The sequence below is a fragment of the Amycolatopsis sp. cmx-11-51 genome, assembly GCF_047608665.1.
In the GTDB taxonomy this organism is placed as follows: Bacteria; Actinomycetota; Actinomycetes; order Mycobacteriales; family Pseudonocardiaceae; genus Amycolatopsis.
Window position 1 is genome coordinate 1,670,148 of sequence record NZ_JADNQO010000001.1, and the last position, 19,027, is coordinate 1,689,174.

At 68.4% G+C, this 19,027-nt stretch carries 20 protein-coding genes and 1 tRNA gene; 12 read left to right on the forward strand and 9 right to left on the reverse strand.

Features of this window, described 5'->3' with window-relative positions:
* The first annotated feature begins 52 nt into the window (after positions 1-52).
* The 3 genes from ACM6LU_RS08460 (at position 53) to ACM6LU_RS08470 (ending at position 2,322) form a co-directional block, all read left to right on the forward strand.
* Positions 53-1,438, forward strand: coding sequence for a glutamate decarboxylase (locus ACM6LU_RS08460; protein ID WP_414936968.1), 1,386 nt, complete (start codon positions 53-55; stop codon positions 1,436-1,438).
* Positions 1,439-1,500: 62 nt separating this feature from the next.
* Positions 1,501-2,127, forward strand: coding sequence for a TIGR03085 family metal-binding protein (locus tag ACM6LU_RS08465; protein WP_414936969.1), 627 nt, complete (start codon positions 1,501-1,503; stop codon positions 2,125-2,127).
* Between the two features lie 9 nt (positions 2,128-2,136).
* Positions 2,137-2,322: a 2-hydroxymuconate tautomerase gene (locus ACM6LU_RS08470; RefSeq protein ID WP_414936970.1), complete on the forward strand. Its 186-nt coding sequence runs from the start codon at positions 2,137-2,139 to the stop codon at positions 2,320-2,322.
* A 215-nt stretch (positions 2,323-2,537) separates the two neighbouring features.
* On the opposite strand, the gene ACM6LU_RS08475 is transcribed toward ACM6LU_RS08470, so the two are convergent.
* On the reverse strand, positions 2,538-4,382 hold the full coding sequence (locus ACM6LU_RS08475) for a prolyl oligopeptidase family serine peptidase (protein WP_414936971.1): 1,845 nt from the start codon (positions 4,380-4,382) through the stop codon (positions 2,538-2,540).
* A 39-nt stretch (positions 4,383-4,421) separates the two neighbouring features.
* On the opposite strand from ACM6LU_RS08475, the gene ACM6LU_RS08480 reads away from it, so the two are divergent.
* Positions 4,422-5,114, forward strand: coding sequence for a methyltransferase domain-containing protein (locus ACM6LU_RS08480; RefSeq protein ID WP_414936972.1), 693 nt, complete (start codon positions 4,422-4,424; stop codon positions 5,112-5,114).
* 503 nt (positions 5,115-5,617) lie between these two features.
* Here the strand turns inward: ACM6LU_RS08480 and ACM6LU_RS08485 are convergent.
* The 3 genes from ACM6LU_RS08485 to ACM6LU_RS08495 form a co-directional block, all read right to left on the reverse strand.
* Positions 5,618-5,691: transfer RNA gene (locus ACM6LU_RS08485), tRNA-Pro, on the reverse strand.
* A 28-nt stretch (positions 5,692-5,719) separates the two neighbouring features.
* Entirely contained in the window at positions 5,720-6,700 is a 981-nt protein-coding gene (locus tag ACM6LU_RS08490) for a metallophosphoesterase (protein ID WP_414936973.1), read from the reverse strand.
* Between the two features lie 231 nt (positions 6,701-6,931).
* The gene (locus tag ACM6LU_RS08495) at positions 6,932-9,100 is read right to left on the reverse strand and encodes a transglycosylase domain-containing protein (RefSeq protein WP_414936974.1); all 2,169 of its coding nucleotides are present in this window, start codon (positions 9,098-9,100) and stop codon (positions 6,932-6,934) included.
* A 349-nt stretch (positions 9,101-9,449) separates the two neighbouring features.
* On the opposite strand from ACM6LU_RS08495, the gene ACM6LU_RS08500 reads away from it, so the two are divergent.
* The gene (locus ACM6LU_RS08500) at positions 9,450-9,767 is read left to right on the forward strand and encodes a WhiB family transcriptional regulator (protein ID WP_414936975.1); all 318 of its coding nucleotides are present in this window, start codon (positions 9,450-9,452) and stop codon (positions 9,765-9,767) included.
* 63 nt (positions 9,768-9,830) lie between these two features.
* Here ACM6LU_RS08500 and ACM6LU_RS08505 read toward each other — a convergent pair whose 3' ends face one another.
* From ACM6LU_RS08505 to ACM6LU_RS08520, 4 genes are all read right to left on the reverse strand, one after another.
* The gene (locus ACM6LU_RS08505; RefSeq protein WP_414936976.1) at positions 9,831-10,961 is read right to left on the reverse strand and encodes an ArsA family ATPase; all 1,131 of its coding nucleotides are present in this window, start codon (positions 10,959-10,961) and stop codon (positions 9,831-9,833) included.
* On the reverse strand, positions 10,961-11,965 hold the full coding sequence (locus ACM6LU_RS08510; RefSeq protein ID WP_414936977.1) for an ArsA-related P-loop ATPase: 1,005 nt from the start codon (positions 11,963-11,965) through the stop codon (positions 10,961-10,963). The genes ACM6LU_RS08505 and ACM6LU_RS08510 overlap by 1 nt, the downstream gene beginning before the upstream one ends.
* Positions 11,966-11,987: 22 nt before the next feature.
* Positions 11,988-12,236, reverse strand: coding sequence for a hypothetical protein (locus tag ACM6LU_RS08515; protein ID WP_414936978.1), 249 nt, complete (start codon positions 12,234-12,236; stop codon positions 11,988-11,990).
* A gap of 93 nt (positions 12,237-12,329) precedes the next feature.
* Positions 12,330-13,274, reverse strand: coding sequence for an esterase/lipase family protein (locus ACM6LU_RS08520; RefSeq protein ID WP_414936979.1), 945 nt, complete (start codon positions 13,272-13,274; stop codon positions 12,330-12,332).
* Between the two features lie 129 nt (positions 13,275-13,403).
* On the opposite strand from ACM6LU_RS08520, the gene ACM6LU_RS08525 reads away from it, so the two are divergent.
* The 7 genes from ACM6LU_RS08525 (at position 13,404) to ACM6LU_RS08555 (ending at position 17,763) form a co-directional block, all read left to right on the forward strand.
* Positions 13,404-13,565, forward strand: coding sequence for a hypothetical protein (locus ACM6LU_RS08525; RefSeq protein WP_414936981.1), 162 nt, complete (start codon positions 13,404-13,406; stop codon positions 13,563-13,565).
* 12 nt (positions 13,566-13,577) lie between these two features.
* Entirely contained in the window at positions 13,578-14,033 is a 456-nt protein-coding gene (locus ACM6LU_RS08530; RefSeq protein WP_414936982.1) for a RidA family protein, read from the forward strand.
* Entirely contained in the window at positions 14,033-14,662 is a 630-nt protein-coding gene (locus ACM6LU_RS08535) for a hypothetical protein (RefSeq protein ID WP_414936983.1), read from the forward strand. Before ACM6LU_RS08530 ends, ACM6LU_RS08535 begins: the two co-directional genes overlap by 1 nt.
* 38 nt (positions 14,663-14,700) lie before the next feature.
* Positions 14,701-15,849 carry a hypothetical protein gene (locus ACM6LU_RS08540; RefSeq protein ID WP_414936984.1) on the forward strand — a complete coding sequence of 383 codons (1,149 nt, stop codon included), beginning with the start codon at positions 14,701-14,703 and terminating at the stop codon, positions 15,847-15,849.
* An 86-nt stretch (positions 15,850-15,935) separates the two neighbouring features.
* Entirely contained in the window at positions 15,936-16,748 is an 813-nt protein-coding gene (locus ACM6LU_RS08545; RefSeq protein ID WP_414936985.1) for an NUDIX hydrolase, read from the forward strand.
* On the forward strand, positions 16,745-17,515 hold the full coding sequence (locus ACM6LU_RS08550; RefSeq protein WP_414936986.1) for an MBL fold metallo-hydrolase: 771 nt from the start codon (positions 16,745-16,747) through the stop codon (positions 17,513-17,515). Before ACM6LU_RS08545 ends, ACM6LU_RS08550 begins: the two co-directional genes overlap by 4 nt.
* Entirely contained in the window at positions 17,512-17,763 is a 252-nt protein-coding gene (locus tag ACM6LU_RS08555; RefSeq protein ID WP_414936987.1) for a glutaredoxin domain-containing protein, read from the forward strand. Before ACM6LU_RS08550 ends, ACM6LU_RS08555 begins: the two co-directional genes overlap by 4 nt.
* A 194-nt stretch (positions 17,764-17,957) precedes the next feature.
* On the opposite strand, the gene dnaN is transcribed toward ACM6LU_RS08555, so the two are convergent.
* On the reverse strand, positions 17,958-19,022 hold the full coding sequence (gene dnaN, locus ACM6LU_RS08560; protein WP_414936988.1) for a DNA polymerase III subunit beta: 1,065 nt from the start codon (positions 19,020-19,022) through the stop codon (positions 17,958-17,960).
* Between the last annotated feature and the right edge of the window lie 5 nt (positions 19,023-19,027).

The window sequence follows — 19,027 nt, forward strand, 5'->3', positions numbered from 1 at the left end:
GTAAGGACGGTTCTGAGCGTCCTTACCACTCACGAGACGCTACTTTCGACCCATGGTGCTGCACAAGGGAACCGCGGCCGATCAGGCCACCGATTCGGACCGCAAGGGCGGGGCCAACCCGCTGCACGCCGGCGCGTACCCCGCGCTCGCCGCGAGCATCCGCCTGCCGCACGACTCCCTCGCCGAAGAGCCGCTCCCGCCCGACACCGCGCTCCAGCTGGTGCGCGACGAGCTGATGCTCGACGGTAACGCCCGGCTCAACCTCGCCACGTTCGTCACGACGTGGATGGAGCCGCAGGCCCGCGAGCTGATGGCCGAATGCGTCGACAAGAACATGATCGACAAGGACGAGTACCCGCAGACCGCGGAGCTCGAGCGTCGCTGTGTGAACATCCTCGCCGATCTGTGGCACGCGCCCGATCCCACCGCGATCATGGGTTGTTCCACCACCGGGTCGTCCGAGGCCTGCATGCTCGCCGGGATGGCGCTGAAGCGCCGCTGGTCGAAGCTGGGACGCACCGGGAAGCCGAATCTGGTGATGGGCGCGAACGTCCAGGTCTGCTGGGAGAAGTTCTGCGAGTACTGGGAGGTCGAGCCACGGCTGGTGCCGATGGAAGGCGACCGTTTCCACCTCACCGCGGACGAGGCGATCGCCCGGTGCGACGAGAACACCATCGGCGTCGTCGCGATCCTCGGGTCCACTTTCGACGGCAGTTACGAGCCGGTCGCCGAGATCGCCTCGGCACTCGACGGGCTCCAGGAACGGTCCGGCTGGGATATCCCGGTCCACGTCGACGGCGCTTCGGGCGCGATGATCGCGCCTTTCCTGGATCCGGAGCTGGTCTGGGACTTCCGCCTGCCGAGGGTAGCGTCGATCAACACTTCCGGGCACAAGTACGGGCTGGTCTACCCCGGCGTCGGCTGGGTGGTGTGGCGCGACAAGGCGGCGTTGCCGGAAGAGCTGGTCTTCAACGTCAACTACCTCGGTGGCGACATGCCGACATTCGCGTTGAACTTCTCGCGTCCCGGTGCCGAGGTGGCCGCGCAGTACTACACGTTCGTCCGGCTCGGGCGCGAAGGTTTCCGTGCTGTGCAACAGGCTTCGCGTGACGTGGCGACTCAGCTGGCCGACGGGATCGCGGAGCTGGGCCCGTTCGAACTGCTGACGCGCGGCGATCAGCTGCCCGTGTTCGCCTTCACGACGAGGGCAGACGTCGAGGGCATCGACGTCTTCGACGTGTCACGGTGGCTTCGCGAGCGTGGCTGGCTGGTCCCGGCGTACACGTTCCCGGCGCACCGGACCGATCTCGCGGTGCTGAGGATCGTGGTGCGCAACGGTTTCACGCACGACCTCGCGGATCTGCTGCTCGCCGACCTCCGGCGGCTACTGCCCGATCTCGATCACCGCCCGCGACCGCGGACCGCGTTCCATCACTGAGCCGGGTGCCTTGCGTCACGCCGGTTTTCCCGTGGCCCTACCGGCGCGTAACGTCGGGGGGTATGGGAGTCGCCGGAGACGAACGTCGTGCGTTGAGCCAGCTTTTCGAAGAGGTCGGCCCGAACGCGCCGACCCTGTGCACGGGCTGGAAGACGCGGGATCTCGCGGCACACTTGCTGGTGCGTGAGCGGCGGCCGGACGCGATGCCCGGGATCCTGGTGCCCGCGCTGGCGTCGTACACGCGGCGGGTGCAGGACTCCTTCGCCGCGCGGCCGTGGGCCGACGTCGTCGGCAAGGTGCGGTCCGGCCCCGCCTGGTTCTGGCCGACGTCGATCGGCGCGCTCGACGAGCTGACCAACAGCGCGGAGTTCCTGGTGCACCACGAGGACGTCCGCCGCGGGCAGCCCGGCTGGGAGCCGCGTCCTGCCGAGTCCTCGCGGGATGCCGCGGCGTGGAAATCGGCGAAGCAGGCGTCGAAGCTGAACCTGCGGAAATCGCCGGTCGGCGTGATCCTGAAGACCCCCGAAGGCCGCGAGGCGCGGGTGAAGGAAGGTCCCGACACGGTGACCGTGATCGGTGCGCCGATCGAGCTGCTGCTGTTCGTCTTCGGCCGCGACGCCGCCCGGCTCACCTTCGAAGGCGACGCCTACGCGGTGGACAGGCTCAGGAAGCACGACCGAGGGCTTTAGAGTTCGGCCATGCCGATGATCAGTGTTTCGATGTTCCCCGGTCGCACGGCCGAGCAGAAGCAGGCCCTCGTGCGCGAGGTGACCGACGCCTTCGCCCGCACCTGCGGCGGCGATCCCGAAGGTGTCTGGGTGACCATCAACGAGATCCCCGCCGAACACTGGGCGTCCGGCGGGACCCTCTTCTCCGAGCGCTGACCCAGCCGCCGATGCTATGAACGGACTTTTCGAGTTCTTGCGGGTCAGGCGGCTCTTCGCCGCTGTATGAGGCTGACGATGCAGGACTTGGGACGTTGAGTGTCCCAAGTCCTGCGTCGTCGCGGGTCACACCGTTGCGGAGCTTGGTCAACAGGAGTTCAGGGACTTTGCCGGGACCCTGACAGAGCTGTTATGAAAGGTCCGTTCACAACACGTCAGCGAAGCCCGACGGCCCGCAGCGCGAAGAACACCTCGATCGCCGTCTGCTTGACCGTCTCGGCGATCACCAGCGACCCGTGGCCCGCGTCGAAACGGTAGAACTCGAACGGCGTCTCCCGCTTCGCGAGCCTGTCGAGGTAGTTCTCGACCTGCCGGATCGGGCAGCGCGGGTCGTTGTCCCCGGCGAGTACCAGCACCGGCGCCGTCACGGCCTCGACGTAGGTGATCGGCGAGCATTCCCGGTATACCGCCGGCACCGTCTCCGGCGAACCGCCGAACAGCGCCCTGTCGAACGAGCGAAGCTGCTCCATCTCGTCCTCATACGCGGCGACGTAGTCCGCGACAGGCACTCCGGCGATCCCGGCCGCCCAGCGAGCGGGCTGGGTTCCCAGCGCCAGCAGGCTCAGGTAACCGCCCCACGAAGCACCGTTCACCACGCACTTCGCCGGATCCGCGAGTCCACTTTGGACGGCCCAGTCGTGTACGGCGGCGACGTCTTCGAGTTCGGTCAGGCCGGGACGGCCCTCGATGGCGTCACGCCAGGCCGAACCGTAGCCGGTCGAGCCGCGGTAGTTGACCTCGACGACGGCGAAACCGGCGTCGAGCCAGACGGCACGGTAAGCGGAGAACCGGTCCTCGTCGGCGGAATGCGGCCCGCCGTGCAAGGAGAAGACCGTCGGGAGCGGGCCTTCCGGCGCGTCGGCCGGACGGGACACCAGCGCGTGGATCTGCCCGCCGATCCCGTCGACGAACGCGTCGGTGACCGGCGCGGATTCCGGCGCCCGCTCGCCCGGCGGTTCGAGGAGCACCGAGTCGGCGCCGTCGACGGTCCGCGCGCGCACCGCCGTCGGCTGCGCTGCACTGGACCACGAGTACTCGACCGTGCCGTCGGGTCGCACCCCGGCGCCGCCGATGCGGCCCGGCGGCGTGTCCAAAGAGGACAATTCGCCGTTCGAGAGGTCGTACCGGTGAAGGGAACTGCGGCCCTGGTGGAAGTGGACGACCAGCAGCGCGTGCGCGCCGGGATACCAGCCGGCGACCACCTCGCCGGGCAGGTCGAGTTCGATTTCCCGCTCGGTGTCGGCGGCGACGTCCCAGATCAGGAGTTCCTCGCGCCCGCGCCGCTCGTGCAGCACCAGCAACCGCTGGTCGCCCGCGACCGGCGAGAACTCCAGCGCGCCGAGGCCCTTGCCCTCGCCGTCCCATTTGTCGGCGACCGCGGCGAAGCCGTCGGTGGACAGGACGCGCAGCGCGGGGTGTCGCGAATCACCGTGCTCGGAATGGGAGATCGCGAGCCGGGACTCGTCACGGGACAGCGACGCGATCCCGGCGTCGTCGTCATGCCGGTAGAAGCTCGTGGTCTCCCCGTCGATGTGCGCGAAGAGTTCGCTGCCGTCGTCGGTCGAGACACCGACGGCGACCACGCGGGTGCCGATCTCGAGTCCGGCGGGGTAGCCGTCGTGGACGTCCGGCACCGCGCGCTCGGCGGCGGCCCCCGGGGTGAACGGTTCGCGGACCCAGGAACCGAATTCGTCGCCGTCCGTGTCGTCGAACCACCAGATCCAGTGGCCGTCGGGGGACGGGGTCGCGTGCATGGTCCCGGCGGGCCGGTCGGTGACGCGGCGATGCTCACCGGTCGCACGGTCCCAGGAGTACACCTCCCAGACGCCGCTGGCGTTGGAGACGTAGACGTTCGCGTCCGGGGCGTCGATGGCCCACTCGGGGACCGAGATACGCGGCGCGCGGAAGCGGGCCCGCCACCTTGCCTCGGCTTCGGCGTCGTCGAACAGGCGGTCCGGGACCGCCGCGGACGGATATTTGTTGCCTGGCTGCGTGCTCACCCCTCGATCCTGCCACTCCGGAGCCGTACTGTGTGCGGGGTGCTGGAGGGAAACGCGCCGCGCGCCGCGGTGTCCGCGCGGTCAGCGCGCCAGGCGGTCGAACGGGCCGTGTTCGCGCAACCGCTGTTCGGGCCGGGGATGGGGGTTGTCGACGTCGGCTGCGGGCCGGGTTCGATCACCCTCGGTATCGGTGCCGGGCACAGAAAGTCCACAGTGGACTTTCTGGCCGCGGACGCGTGCGCGCTGCCGTTCGCCGAGGCTTCGGTGGATGTGATCTTCGCGCACGCCGTCTTCGAGCATCTGAAGGAACCTGGCGCCGCTCTGGCGGAGATCTGGCGGGTACTCAAACCGGGCGGCTCCCTCGCACTGTCCACATCGGACTGGAGTCGGGCACGGCTCCGGCCGAAGACGGCGAACGTCGACGCCGCCCTCCGCGGGCACTATCTGCTGTGCCGCCGCGCAGGTGGCGACCCGTTCGCCGGACGAGCGATCCCCGCCGCGGTCACCGCCGCCGGTTTCACCGACGTGCGAACGAAAACCCGCTACCGCACGGACTCGACGTACCGGGCGTTGGCGACCTACGTGGAGGCACGGCTGGTGACGGCACTGGAAACCGCGACGACCCCGGACCGCGACCAACTCGCTTCGGCCGCCCGCTCGGCCTGGTCCTGGGCGCGATCCGGCGATGGTGACTTCGCCCAGTGCTGGACGGAGCTTCTGGCCACCCGGTGATGTCGGGCCACGCCTCACTGGCGCTCGCTGGCGCTCTTTCGCGCTCGCCGGTGTCCCCAATGCCTCATTGGGGGCACTCAGCGTCTCGAATGAGGGATTGGGAACCCTACGGCGAGTGGCGGGCCCCGGTTGTCCACACCCACCCGCCGTTGTGGACAACCAGCCCCGCCGCCCCCTCTTTCGCCCAGTCCCGACGCCCCTCACCGATACGCTGGGTCCGGGGTCGCCCCCCTGGGAGCGGCGGGGGCTGCCCGCGTGCTTTCGGTGAGGCGGGGTGCAATGTCGCCCGCTGGCTGGGCTCAGGGCCGCTGATGTCCCCAATCGCACATTGGAGACGTTGAGCGTCCCCAATGCCGCATTGGGGACATCGAGCTATGTTCGGCGAAAGCCTTGGCGGCACGAAGCGCCCTGGGGGACACCAAGGCCCATCTCAAGCAAAGTTGCCCCGCGACGCGAAAGAGCCTTGCTCGCAAACGTGCGAGCAAGGCTCTTTCGATCCAACGTCGGGGTGGCGGGATTCGAACCCACGACCTCCTCGACCCGAACGAGGCACGCTACCAAGCTGCGCCACACCCCGGATACTTCTTAGCGGGTCGAGGAGAAGTTTAGCGGACGGTGTTTCGGGCTTTGCGGGGGGATGCTTTCCGGTGATCGGCGCTGGTCGTACCCCGTGGGACCAGCGTCAGCAGGCTGGCCTCGGGAGGGCAAGCGAAGCGGGCGGGGGCGTACGGCGAGGTGCCCAGTCCGGCGGAGACGTGGAGCCACATCTGGGCTCCCCAGCGGGACGCGCCCCGCGCACGGGCGCGGTCGAGTTCGCAGTTGGTGACGACGGCGCCGTAGCCGGGCACGCGGAGTTGCCCGCCGTGGGTGTGGCCCGCGAGGACGAGGTCGTAGCCGTCTCCGGCGAACTCGTCGAGGACGCGAGGTTCCGGGGAGTGGGTGACGCCGATGCGGACCGCGGCGCCCGTGTCGGCGGGGCCTGCGATGTCGGCGTAGCGGTCGCGGCGGAGGTGGGCGTCGTCGACGCCGGCGGTGAAGACGTACTGGTCGGCGACCTCGATGGTGCGCCGGACGTGGGTCAGGTCGTCCCAGCCGTGTTCGACGAAGGCCGCGCGGAGGTCGCGCCACGGCAGGTGTTCGCCGTGGATCCGCTTCTTCTTGCCTTTTGGCATGAGGTAGCGCGCGGGGTTCTTCGGTTTCGGTGCGTAGTAGTCATTGCTGCCGAAGATGAACACTCCGGGCCGGTTGAGCAGAGGGCCGAGTGCGCGCAGCACGGACGGGACGGCCTGCTGATGTGACAGGTTGTCACCGGTGTTGACGACGAGGTCCGGTTCGAGTTCGTCGAGCGCGGCTACCCAGCGTTGCTTGCTCACATGACCGGGGAGCATGTGCAGGTCCGAGATGTGGAGGATCGTGAAGGGCTTCGCCCCTGCCGCGAGGACCGGGAGCTCCGCGGTGCGAAGCGTCCACCGGCGCCTTTCGATCCCGACCGCGTAACCGAGGGTCGCGGCTCCCAGGGCGACGGTTCCCACGGCCAAGTGCCGTACCGTCTTTCCCGAACTGCTGCTGTTACTGAGCGTGCTCACACTGTCCAGTTTACGTGCTCGTCCGGGGTGATCGTTCGCCCCCATTCCGGCGATGGCGAAAAATCGCTGGAATGGCCTCTTTTCTTCACTTTCCGTGGTCGGAGCGGGGTGTGGGGATCAGGTGACATGATTCCGTCGATCGCCGTTCCCCGTTAGGCCGCCGGTTACTCACTCAAAGTTATATTAATATTACTCATCGTGATTTGCGCTGGTGAAAGTGACATCGAGGAGTCAGCGTCCGCCGCCCATGTACTTCGGGTCCGGCTGCGGCAGCGGCAGCGCTTCCTGGCCTTCGAGGATCTTCGACATCGCCCCGAACCAGGTCTGCGCCGGCGTCTTCCCGCCGAACATGTTCTCGCAGCCGCGGGTAGTCACGTTACCCGGGCCGAGGTAGCAGAGACCGCCACTTCCACCCTTCGGGCGGAACACCATCGCCGCGCCCGCGAGCTGTGGAGTGGCCCCGAGGTAGGATCCCGAGCCGTTACTCTGTGTGGTCCCGGTCTTACCCATCACCGGCCGGTTCCACCTGACGCCATTCGCGGCACCGAACGATGTGCCGCCGGGTGCGCTGTCCCTGCTCATGCCGACCGCGAGGGTATTGGCGAGACCTTCGGGGACCACCTGCTCGCAGGCGGCTTCCTTGACCGGCACCGGCTTTCCGTCCCGGTCGGTGACACCGGCCAGCGGGGTCGGCGGGCACCAGACGCCACCGCTCATGATCGTGGCACCGACGTTCGCCAGTTCCAAGCCGGACAGCGGGCTCACCCCGAGGGTGAAAGCACCGGTACCCGCCGAGTTCGGGCCCGGCCCCAAAGCCTGTTGCTGACTGATGTTGACCCCCCGGTTGGTGGAATTCGGGTCGACGTTGCCGCCACCGAGGTTGCTGGCCATGGTGTCGCGCATGCCGAGCTTGCGTGCCATCTCCACGATCGGCCCGGTGTTCCCAACCTTTTCCTCGAGGATCACGAACGCGGTGTTCGGCGAGGTCGCCAGCGCCTGCTGCAGCGACATGGACCCACCGGCGGGGTTGTAGTCAGCCGCGTTGCCGAGGCAGTACCAGCGAGAGCGCAGCGGCGGCCCGGTCGGGGCGCATTTGTTGCCACCACCGGTGAATACGTTGGAGGTATAGAAGTCGGGCACCGGGAGTGAGCTGTTGATCCCAGCCACACCGGCCTCCAGAGCCGCGGCGGCGGTGAAGACCTTGTACGCCGAGCCGGCGCCAGCGGTGTTGTAGACGCCGGAAGGCAACGCGAAGGTCGTCTGGCCCTGGTCTTCGTGAAGCCCGTAGTCACGGTTCGCCGCCAGCGCCACGACTTCGTGTCGTTGCTTGCCCGGTTTCACCAGTGAGAGCGTGTTCGCGACGTTGTCCTGCGTCTTCTTGACCTGGGCTTCGGCCGACATCTTGGCTTCGTGGTTCGCCCGTTCGTCCAAGGTGGTCTTGATCTGGTAACCGCCGGTGTAGAGGTCGTCCTTCGTCATTCCGGCCTCGAGGAGATAGTCCTCGACGTACTGGCAGAAGAAACCGTTCTCCGGACCGGCGCCGGTGCAGTTCGGCGCCGGTTTCTGCGGGCCGCCTTCGACGACGCCGAGTGGCTCGGCCTTGAACCGTTCCGCGTCCGCCTTCGCGAGCTTCTGGTTGTCGACCATGCGGTCCAGCACCAGGTTGCGGCGTTCGGTCGCCCTCGCCGGGTTCTTCCACGGGTCATTGAAGCTCGGGTTGTTCACCAGACCGGCCAGCAACGCCGCTTGCGGCACCGTGAGCTTCTCGACGGGCGTGTTGAAGTACGCGTTCGCGGCCGCGCCGACGCCGTAGATCTCGCGCGAGAACTCGACGACGTTCAGGTATCCGGTCAGGATCTGCATCTTGTTCAGCTTGGTTTCCAGCTGGATCGCGATCCTGGCTTCCTTCAGCTTCCGGGCGATCGACTGTTCCTGTGCGCGCTTCTGTCCCGGCTTGTCGTCCCGGTAGACGACGTTGATCAGGTAGTTCTTGACGTACTGCTGCGTCAGCGTCGACGCGCCTTGGGTGTCCCCGCCGGTGGTGTTGCTGACCGCGGCGCGCAGCGTTCCCTTCCAGTCCACCCCGTTGTGCTCGTAGAAGCGCTTGTCCTCGACCGAGATCAGCGCCCACTTCATGGCGTCGTTGATCTGGGTCTCGGTGGTGGGGATGCGGAACTGCTTGTACAGCGTCGCGATCTGCTTGCCGGTGTTGTCGGTGACGGTCGTCACCAAGGGCGGCGGGATGTCCGCAAGATCCGAAGATGTCTTGTCGACGGTCTCGCTCGCCTGGTTGGAGATCACGCCCGCGGCGCCCGCCACCGGGAACAGCATTCCCGCGACCAGCACCCCCGCGAGCACACACAGGCCAAGGAGCTTCAGTAGACCGTCCGTTTTGCGCACGCGGACCAGGGTACGCGGATCCCGTTAGCCCACCGTGACGTCACCTCGCTGTCGGTGCGGATCCGGTCACAAAATCGACCCCATTTGGTGACGGCTGGTAATGGGAGGCATCCTAGGGCTTGGCGGGGGGAACCGAGGGCCCCTACAGTCCGTCAACGTCTCACGTATGAAAAAGCCGACAGACGGGTGAGTGCGAGCGGCAGTCGCATTCGACCGAACGGAGGCACCGGCACCGGGGAGGTGTCGGCTGAACCGACGTGAGCACAAGGGAGACACGCTCATGGGGGCAGGAGCGCAGGCTTTTCGTCCCCCCGTGGTGTGTCGAACACCAGGGTAGGGAGCTGGGGGTATGGAGACCAAGCAGTCGAGCTGGCGGGTCAACGCGTCGTGCCGCGACACCGATCCGGACGGTTTGTTCGTCCGGGGTGCCGAGCAGAACCGGGCCAAGGCGGTCTGTCTTGGCTGCCCGGTCAGGACGGAATGTCTCGCCGAAGCGCTCGATGGCCGGATCAACTTCGGCATCTGGGGAGGTATGACCGAACGGGAACGGCGGGCGCTGCTGAGGCGGCGGCCGGACGTGACCAGCTGGGCGGACCTGCTTGAAGCGGCGAAGCGCAGTTTCACCGGGATCGACGAAGAGGAAGACGTACGCGTCCGAGTCTCGTGATCGAGAATCCGTGGAGGACCCCTTCCCTGAGTCCAAGGTTGGGAAGGAGTCCTTCACGGACCTTCAGGACTGCGTAGCGAGTCTTGTGCCGATGTCGCGCAGGCCTCCGAGATCGTGCACGTCACTGGGGAGCGCGGGCACCCGCACCAGCGGGACCTCGGGATGCGCCCGCGTGAACCTGGCGAGCAGCCGTGTCTCTCGTTCGGCCAGCGCGACCCGGTCCGCGTGCAGGCGGAGGACGGCTTCGGCCAGCGGTGCGCCGGTCTCGCCCTTCGCCAGCTGTTCCGCGGCCGCGAGGGCCTCGGGGCCGGTGAGCGGGGCGAGCACCGGATGTGTCCGGTTCGCGACCAGCCCGGCCAGCGGCATGCTCTCTTCCGAAAGCCGCTCCACGAAGTAGGACGCCTCGCGCAGCGCGTCCGGCTCCGGTGCGGCTATTACGAGAAAAGAAGTGCCGCCGGACCGCAGCAGCTCGGAGGTCTTGCGCGCGCGTTCGCGGAAACCGCCGAACATGCTGTCGAAGGCCTGCATGAACGCCGAAGCGTCGGTCAGCAGTTGGCCGCCGATGATCGTCGAGACGGCCTTCGCGAACATCGAGAACCCGGCGTTGACGACCTTGCGCAGACCCCAGCCACCCGCCTTCGCGGGGCCGGTGAGCAGCCGGATCATACGGCCGTCGAGCGCGCTGGAAAGCCGTGTCGGCGCGTCGAGGAAGTCCAGCGCGGACCGGCTCGGCGGCGTGTCGACGATGATCAGGTCCCACTCGTCGGTGGCCGCGAGCTGCCCCAGCTTCTCCATCGCCATGTACTCCTGCGTGCCGGAGAACGACGTGGAAATGGTCTGGTAGAAGGGGTTCTGCAGCAGCTGTTCGGCGCGTTCCGGGCCGGCGTGCACCCGCACCATGTCGTCGAACGTGCGGCGCATGTCGAGCATCATCGCCCAGAGTTCGCCCTTGGGCTCGAACCCTTCGACATGCACCTGTTTCGGGTGATTGCCCAGTTCACGCAGGCCGAGCGCCTGTGCCAGCCGCCGCGCCGGGTCGATGGTGAGCACCACCGTCTGCCGTCCGCGTTCGGCCGCGCGCAACGCCAGCGCCGCCGCGGTGGTCGTCTTGCCGACCCCGCCGGACCCGCAGCAGACGATGACCCGGCTTTCCGGATCGTCGATCAGCTTGTCGATCTCCAGGACGCCCGACATCAGCGCACTCCCTGCTCGGTCAGTGCTTCGGCGAGGTCGTAGAGCGCCGCGACGTCGACGCCGTCGGTCAGGTCCGGCAGCTCCAGGCCCGGCAGGTCCGCTTCGGCCAGCTGCTCGCGGGCGCGTTGCTCGGCCGCGACCCGGACGGCGTGCTCGACGGTCTCTTCGACCAGTGCGTCGAGGGTGCTCTCTGGCAGGTTCAGCCCGGCCGACGCGAGCCCGGCGCGGACGCGGGAGGCATCGACGCGGCCGTCGGCGGCGGCGGTCACCGAGCGCGCGGGCAGCCGCGGTGGGCGGACCCGGTTGACCAGGACCGCGCCGGGACGCAGATCCGCGCCGTCGAGTTCGGCGACCGCTTCGACGGTTTCCCGCACCGGCATCTCTTCGAGCAGCGTCACCAGGTGGATGGCGGTCTCGCCGGAGTGCAGCAGGCGGACGACGCCGTCGGCCTGGCCGCGGATCGGACCGGTCTTGGCGAGGTCGGTGAGTGCCTTGGTGACGTCGAGGAACTTCACGACCCGGCCGGTGGGGGGCGAGTCGACGACGACGGCGTCATAGGTGTGGCGGCCGTCGGATTCGGTCCGGCCGACGCATTCCTTGATCTTCCCGGTGAGCAGGACGTCACGCAGACCCGGCGCGAGGGTGGTCGCGAACTCGATCGCGCCCATCCGCCGCAGCGTCCGCCCGGCGAAACCGAGGTTGTAGAACATCTCGAAGTATTCGAGGAGCGCCGCCTCGACGTCGATGTGCAGCGCGCGCAGTTCGCCGCCGCCTGGAACGGCCGCGATGCGCTGCTCGGCGTACGGCAGCGGCTCGGTGTCGAAGAGCTGGGCGATGCCCTGACGGCCTTCGACCTCGATCAGCAGCACGCGGCGCCCGCCCTTGGCGAGCGCGAGGCCCAGCGAGGCGGCGAGCGTGGTCTTGCCCGTCCCGCCCTTGCCGGTGACGAAATGCAGGCGGGCTCTCGCGAGTTCGTCGGTCCAGCCGGCAAGGGGAGTGCTCACCGGTCCCACCCTAATTGAGTGGTCAGCTCGCCAGCATCATGACGCCGAGCGCAGCCGCGACCACCGCGACGATGGCCCAGGTCAGGGCTCCGGGCAGCACCGTGAGCATCACCACACCGAACAGCAGGAGAGCCACGAAGGCCACCGCGCCGGTGATCGCGACCGTCGCCGAGCTGTCCGTGCGGTCCCGTGCCTTCGCCATCAGGACCAGCACCAGCGGCAACCCGGCCGCGGCGAGCAGGACGGTCGCGACGATGCGCCAGGTCTCCACCCCGGTCAGCCTAGTGGGGGCTGAAGGGGACTTTCCCCGCATGCGACGCGGCGAAGGGAGCTTTCACCGCGTCCCATGCGGGGAAAGTCCCCTTCAGCTTCCGATCGGGGTCGCGGGCACGCACGGGACGGGTTTCGCGTGCGCCGGGTCGAGCGCGTTGAGGACATGCCCGGCGGCGTTGCGGTCGGCGGCGACCCCGGCGTGCTCGGCCAGATCCAGCAGGCAGCCGTCCTGCAGGACGATGTTCTTCACGTTCGATCCCTTCCCGAGCCCGCTCGTGTACGGGACGACGGCTTCGTCGTAGCGGGTCAGGATGTTCGTGTACGTCACGCCAGGCTGGAAGATGCCGTTGCCGGCGCGCAGGTTCGTGAGGAACTCCGAACCGCGCAGGAACTGGCGGCACGATCCGCACACCGGGTCGAGGATGCCGTTGAAGCCGGGGCTGAGGCCCAGCGCGCCCGCGAGTGCGTACAGATGTGAGGCGCCGAACAGTGTCGTGCCGTCCCACAGCGGGGTCAGGCTGACGTACTTGTCCACTTTGGACGCACCGCCGAGGAACTTCACGTAATAAGAAGGCATCAGCGTGCCCTCGGAATGCCCGAGGATGTCCACCTTGGACGCGCCGGTCGCGCCGAGCACCTTGTCGACGAACGCCGACAGCTCTTTCGCGCTCTGTTCCATCGGCAGGAGCCCGCCCGGCTGGTAGAGCGGCAGCGGTTTCCCCGGGACGCCATAGGTCAGGGAGAAGACGCAGTACCCGTTGTTCTTGAGCAGCGGGCCGAACGTCTGCCAGTTCACCGTCTGGTTGGCGCCGAGACCGTGCGCCAGCACCACGGGGTTCGGGTGGGCGGTACTCGGACGGCAGTCGAAATCGTTCGATCCGGGCGGCGGGCCGCCGGGAGTCGCCGCCTGCGCGGGCAGGGCGGCGGCGAGTGTCCACGGAACGGGAAGTTTCTGGGCGGCGTTCGCCGGTGCAGCGCAGCTCAGGGCAAGTACCGCGGCCAGGAAGGCGGCGGAAAGGGACCTCGTTGTCCGCATGTCAGCGTCCTATCTACTCACGAGTAGGTGTGAAGTGAACCACATCGGCGGGAAATCGGCGAACGGCTCGCGACAGGGTTTTCCGCATGTGTGTCGGGCAGGGTTGCCGGTTTGACTACGCTCCCGGACATGAGCGCCACCAAGTGGGAGTACGCGACCGTCCCCCTGTTGATCCACGCCACCAAGCAGATCCTCGACCAGTGGGGCGAGGACGGCTGGGAGCTCGTCACCGTGCTCCCGAACCCGACCGGCGAGCAGCACGTCGCCTACCTCAAACGAGTCAAGAACTAGGGGATTGAAGCCATGACCTGGAGCGATCGACTCGCCGAGCTCGGTATCGAACTGCCCGGCGTCGCCGCCCCGCTGGCGGCTTACGTGCCCGCCGTCCGCACCGGCTCGTACGTCTACACGTCCGGGCAGCTGCCCTTCGTCAAGGGTGAGCTCGAAGCGACCGGCAAGGTCGGCGCCGAGGTCAGCCCCGAAGAAGCGAAGCAGTACGCGCGGACTTCGATCCTCAACGCGCTCGCAGCGGTCGACTCGGTTGTCGGGATCGACAGCGTCGTGCGGGTGGTCAAGGTCGTCGGGTTCGTGGCGTCCGCGGAGGGCTTCACCGGTCAGCCCGCGGTGATCAACGGGGCGTCCGAGCTGCTCGGCGAGATCTTCGGCGAGGCGGGGATCCACGCCCGCTCGGCCGTCGGGGTCGCCGAGCTGCCGATCGGGGCGCCGGTCGAGATCGAATTGATCGTGGAGGTGAAGTGATGGACCCGGACATCGAGAAGTCCTCGCACGAGCTGCTGCTCCGGCTGGCCGGGCGGCTGCCGGACCAGCTTTTGTGGCGGTTCCGCGACTGGCTGGGCGAGGGCGCGATGGGCACGCTCGCGCGAACCCTGCCCAGGTCTTTGCTTAAGCACAGGATCGATCTGGACCAAACCGAGTATCGCCTGCTAGTCGCCGGGCTTATTCCTCACGGGGCCGACTGGCATCAGGTGAGTTCCACCCTGGGGGTAGACGACGTCACCGAGACCAGGTACACATTCACGCAGAGTGCGCCCGAATGGGTGAACTCCGTCGACTCTGTGTCCGTATTGATCCACGCGACGTTGCGGGGCCGGCCGGATGTGGGTGAAGTGCGGCAAAGCTGGCGACACCTCGGTGTGGTCGGTGAGGGTGGGGCGAAACGAGTCCTCCTGGTCACGGCGCTCAACGGGCTGCCGAGGCTGACCGGCGAACTGCAGCGCGTCCTGCGCGTGCTGGGTGACGAGGAGCCCGGCGTCGAGGTTCTCCCGCCGAGCATCGACCTCACCGGCTATCACCGTGTCGCGCTCGCCAACTCCGAGCTGGTCTGTGTGGGCGCGGTGGACACCGGAAGTCGGCTGGTCGCCGCTTAACGCTCGCACCACCAGGCGAGCCGGGAGGGAGCAGAGCAATGGTGGAGGTCCACGACGGCCCGCCCATGGACGGGTTCTCGGTGCCCCTGCGCCTGCATAACCTGTTACTGGCCCTGGCGGGTCGAATCGACGACAGTGCTTTGACCGAAGCGCGTGAGCTGATCGCGCGCGCGCACATCGACGAAGCGGTGGAGCTCACCACCGGCACCCTGATCGCGGGGAAGATCCCGGTGAGCTCGTCCGAACAGCGTGAACTCGCGCTCGTCCTCGAGATGAGCCGGTCCGACGCCACCCTGGCGAACGACCTGCTCGTGGAAGAGGACGAGTCGGTGCTCACCCACCGGTTCACCGGGGAGAACCAGCCCGAATTCGGCCTCGCCGAGGCGCTCGACCGCACCCTCCAGGTGCTGCCGGACGTCCGTTCGGTGCACGCGGTGTGGCGGAACACGCCCGCCGGCAGCGTGCCAGGCTCGTTGCCGCAGCGGGTCGTCCTGGTCGAGATCGGCCCGGAGGGCAACCCGCCCGCGGTCGCGTTCCGCGTGGACACCGCGCTTCGCCGGGCGGGCATCCGCTCGGTCGTCGAGGTCGCGGGACCCGGTGTCGCACGGTCCGCGTACCACCAGGCCGCGTCGTCGGCCGCGAGTCCTGTCTGGGTAACCGGGAGTACCCATTCCAGTGACTTTCGGTCCGAGCCGGTGACCCCGCCGCCCGCTCTCGCTCCGGCTCCCGAGCCGGTCAAGGAGCAGCCGAGCAGGCACGGCCTGCGGCCGGTGGGCAGCGGCGGCCACGAACCGATCGAGTCGATCGCACCGGTGGTGCCGATCGTGCAGCAGGTATCCGCACCGGCGCCATCGGCGCCGTCTCCGGAGCAGTCGCCGCCACGCAAGTCACGGGCGGAGACCCGCGCCGAGCGCACGGCGGACCTGACCCCGGCCGAAGTGGCGCAGCTACGTCAGGCGCTCAAGGAGGACCCCGAAAAGGGTCGCGAGATCGCCTCGGGCAAGCCGAGCATGCACGAGGTCGTCGAGCTGCCCGCTCTCGACCTCGACGACCCCAGCCTGAGCGAGCGTGACCGTGCGCTCCTGCGCGAGCTGCACGCCGAGCTCGCCGAACGGGAGCGCGCCGAAGCGGCGAAGATCCGGCTGAACGGTGCTTCGCGCAGCAGTGGCTCTAGCTGGTCTTCGTAAGCCCTACGCGTTTCGTCCTCTAGTTGCGGTGGTTGCACGCGCAACTATCGCAACTAGAGGACGAAACGCGATGTTAGGTTGCGGGTGTGGCTGAAGAACTGACATTCGACATCCCGGTGGGGGCCGGGGTGGGCACCCGCGCCAACGCCGACGGCGAGCCGGTGACGCCCAAGGACGCGGCGACCGTGATCCTCCTCCGCGACGGCTCCGACGGCGTCGAGGTCTTCCTGCAGCACCGGGTCAAGGGCATGCCGTTCGCGGGCGGGATGACCGTGTTCCCCGGCGGCGGGGTGGACTCGCGTGACGTCGACACCTCGGTGAGTTGGGCCGGCCCGAAACCGGCTTGGTGGGCGGAGCGCTTCGGGTGCGGGGAATCGCTGGCCCGCGCCCTGGTGTGCGCGGCCGTGCGGGAGACGTTCGAGGAGTCGGGCGTGCTGCTCGCGAGCCTCGGGGACACCGTCGTCACCGACACGACGCCGTACCACGACGCTCGCGAAAAGCTGGTCTCCCGCGAACTCTCGCTCGCCGCGTTCCTCGAAGCGAACGGCCTGACACTGCGCGCGGATCTCTTGCGGCCGTGGGCGAACTGGGTCACCCCGCCCCAGGAACCGCGCCGCTACGACACCTGCTTCTTCGTCGCCGTTCTGCCCAAGGGGCAGCAGGCGGACAGCGCCACCTCCGAAGCCGTCAGCTCCGGTTGGCAGCGGCCGGAGGAAGCCATCGCCGACGCCAAGGAAGGGCGCCGCATGCTCATGCCACCGACCTGGATCACGCTCGCGGAGCTGGGCGCTTTCGACATGGCGGCCGCGGCTCAGGCCGTCGAGCGCGAGATCGTGAAGATCATGCCGACGCTGGTGCGTGACGGCGACAAGGTCCGCGTCGTGCTGGACCCGGCGTGAACGCCCCCGCGTACGGCGTGCTGCGCCGCGTCACGCCGACGGCTTCCGTGCTACTGGAACACAATCCGTCGTCGATGACGTTGGAAGGCACCAATTCCTGGGTGCTGCGCGGATCCGATGCGACCGGTTCCGTTGTCGTCGACCCCGGTCACGAGGACATCGAACATTTGACACTGCTGGCGGAAACCGGCGCCGTCGAGCTGATCGTCCTGACCCACCATCACCCCGACCACGCGGAGGGCGCGCCCTGGTTCGCCGAGCGCGTCGGCGCTCCGGTGCGGGCCTTCGACGAGTCGCTGTGCATCGGCGGTAAGTCCCTTGTGGACGGTGAAGTGATCGAGGCGGGCGGCGTGGAGATCTCCGTGCTGCACACGCCAGGGCACACCGGCGACTCGATCTGCCTGGTGTCCGACGGGCAGATCCTGACCGGCGACACCATTCTCGGCCGCGGGACGACCGTGCTGCACGACCTCGGCGATTACCTGCGCTCCCTGCGGAAGCTCATCGAGCTGCCCGCCGGGACCGTCGGCCTGCCGGGACACGGCCCCGAACTGCCCGACCTGGCCGCGACCGCGCGCGAATACCTGGCGCACCGGGAAGAACGGCTCGATCAGGTGCGTTCGGCACTGAAGACCCTCGGCGCGGACGCCACCCCGCGCCAGGTGGTCGAGGTCGTCTACGCCGACGTCGACAAGGCTTTGTGGACGCCCGCCGAGTGGAGTGTGCGGGCGCAGTTGGACTACCTGAGGTCGGAGGACGGCGAATGAGTGACGTCGAGGTCGAGTTCTACTGGCGCCCTGGATGCGGGTTCTGCGCGGCGCTGGAACGGCCGTTGTCGAAGAGCGGGTTCAAGGTGAAGGCGGTCAACATCTGGGAGGACCCGGACGCGGCCGCGCGCGTGCGCTCGGTGGCGAACGGAAACGAGGTCGTGCCGACAGTCTTCGTGGGCTCGAAGGCAATGGTGAACCCTTCGTTCGCGGAGGTCGAGGCCGCGGTGAAGGACGCTTCGGCCTGAGTTGCGGCCGGTGTTGGCGCGCGTGCGGGCTCCGCGCCGGGCGGGAGTCGCGAAAGCCACTTTCGCGACGTCTGATGTCCCCAAAGTGGCTTTCGGGACACCTTCCTCGGTAAGACATTTATGGGACGGTCGAGAGGGTGTCAGGTCTCGTAGACGGGTCCGCTCCGGCCGCCCTGACCACCCACGAGGCCGGTTCAGCGCGGCAGCATCGGCATCACGTAGTAGGTCAGGTCCACATCGCCCGGCTCCACCGCGCGGATGACGCAGGCCCGCATCCCGGGTTGGATGCCGAGCCGCACCCGCTCTCCGGCGAACCCCTGCAGCGCGTCCAAGAGGTACCGCGCCTGGAACGAGGGCGACGTCCGGCCGCCGGAAACCTCGGCCTTCAGAGTCTCTTCGGCCTCGCCGGTGTCCTGCTTGGAACTGGCCAGCCGCAGGTGCGAGTCGCCGACCTCCAGTGTCAGCACCCGGCGCTCGTCCGCGTAGACACCGACCCGGCGCACAGCGGCGGCCAGCGCGTCGGCGGCGACCTCGACCGTGGTGTCCACAGTGGACGACTCGATCAGCTTCTCCGACAGGAATCCCGCGTCGAGCACGGCGGTGGTGACGGTGACCCCGGCCCAGCTCAACCCGAACCGGGTGCCGTCGCCGTGCAGGCCGACGGTGCCACGCGCCTGCTTCGCCGTCTCGGCCAGGAGACCCGCCGGGACCAGCGCGTCGATCGGTTCGCCCTCGCAGCGCAGCGGCAGGGTGGCCACGGCCATCCGGTACCGGTCGGACGCGGTCAGCCGCAGCTCACGGCTGAAGCTCTGCACTCGGACGCCGGTGAACATCGGCAGCGCGTCGTCCTTGGCCGCCGTGCCCGCGACGGTGCGCAACGCCGTCACCAGCGCGGCACCGTCCACTTCGGACACCTTGGGTGGCATTTCCGAGAGCTGTAGTTCACGGCTCAGCAACGGCAGCGCGAACCGGCCGCCTTCGACTCGCACGGCCAGCCTCGAACCCTCGACGACCAGGCGCACCAGATCGTCGTCGAGCATGCGCAGCGTCTCCGCGAGCGGCCCCGCCGGGACCATGACCTCGCCGTCGGTGTGGACGACGGCGTCGCTGGTCAGGCGGACCGCTCGTTCGCTGTCGTTGCCGCCGACGGTCAGGCCGTCCCGCCCGGCGCGCAGAAGCAGACCGGAGCGGGCCGAGAGCAACCGTGCGGCGGCGGAAACGGCGGACGAGAGGGAGCGGGTGGCGGCAGTCAGGTCCATGCCCG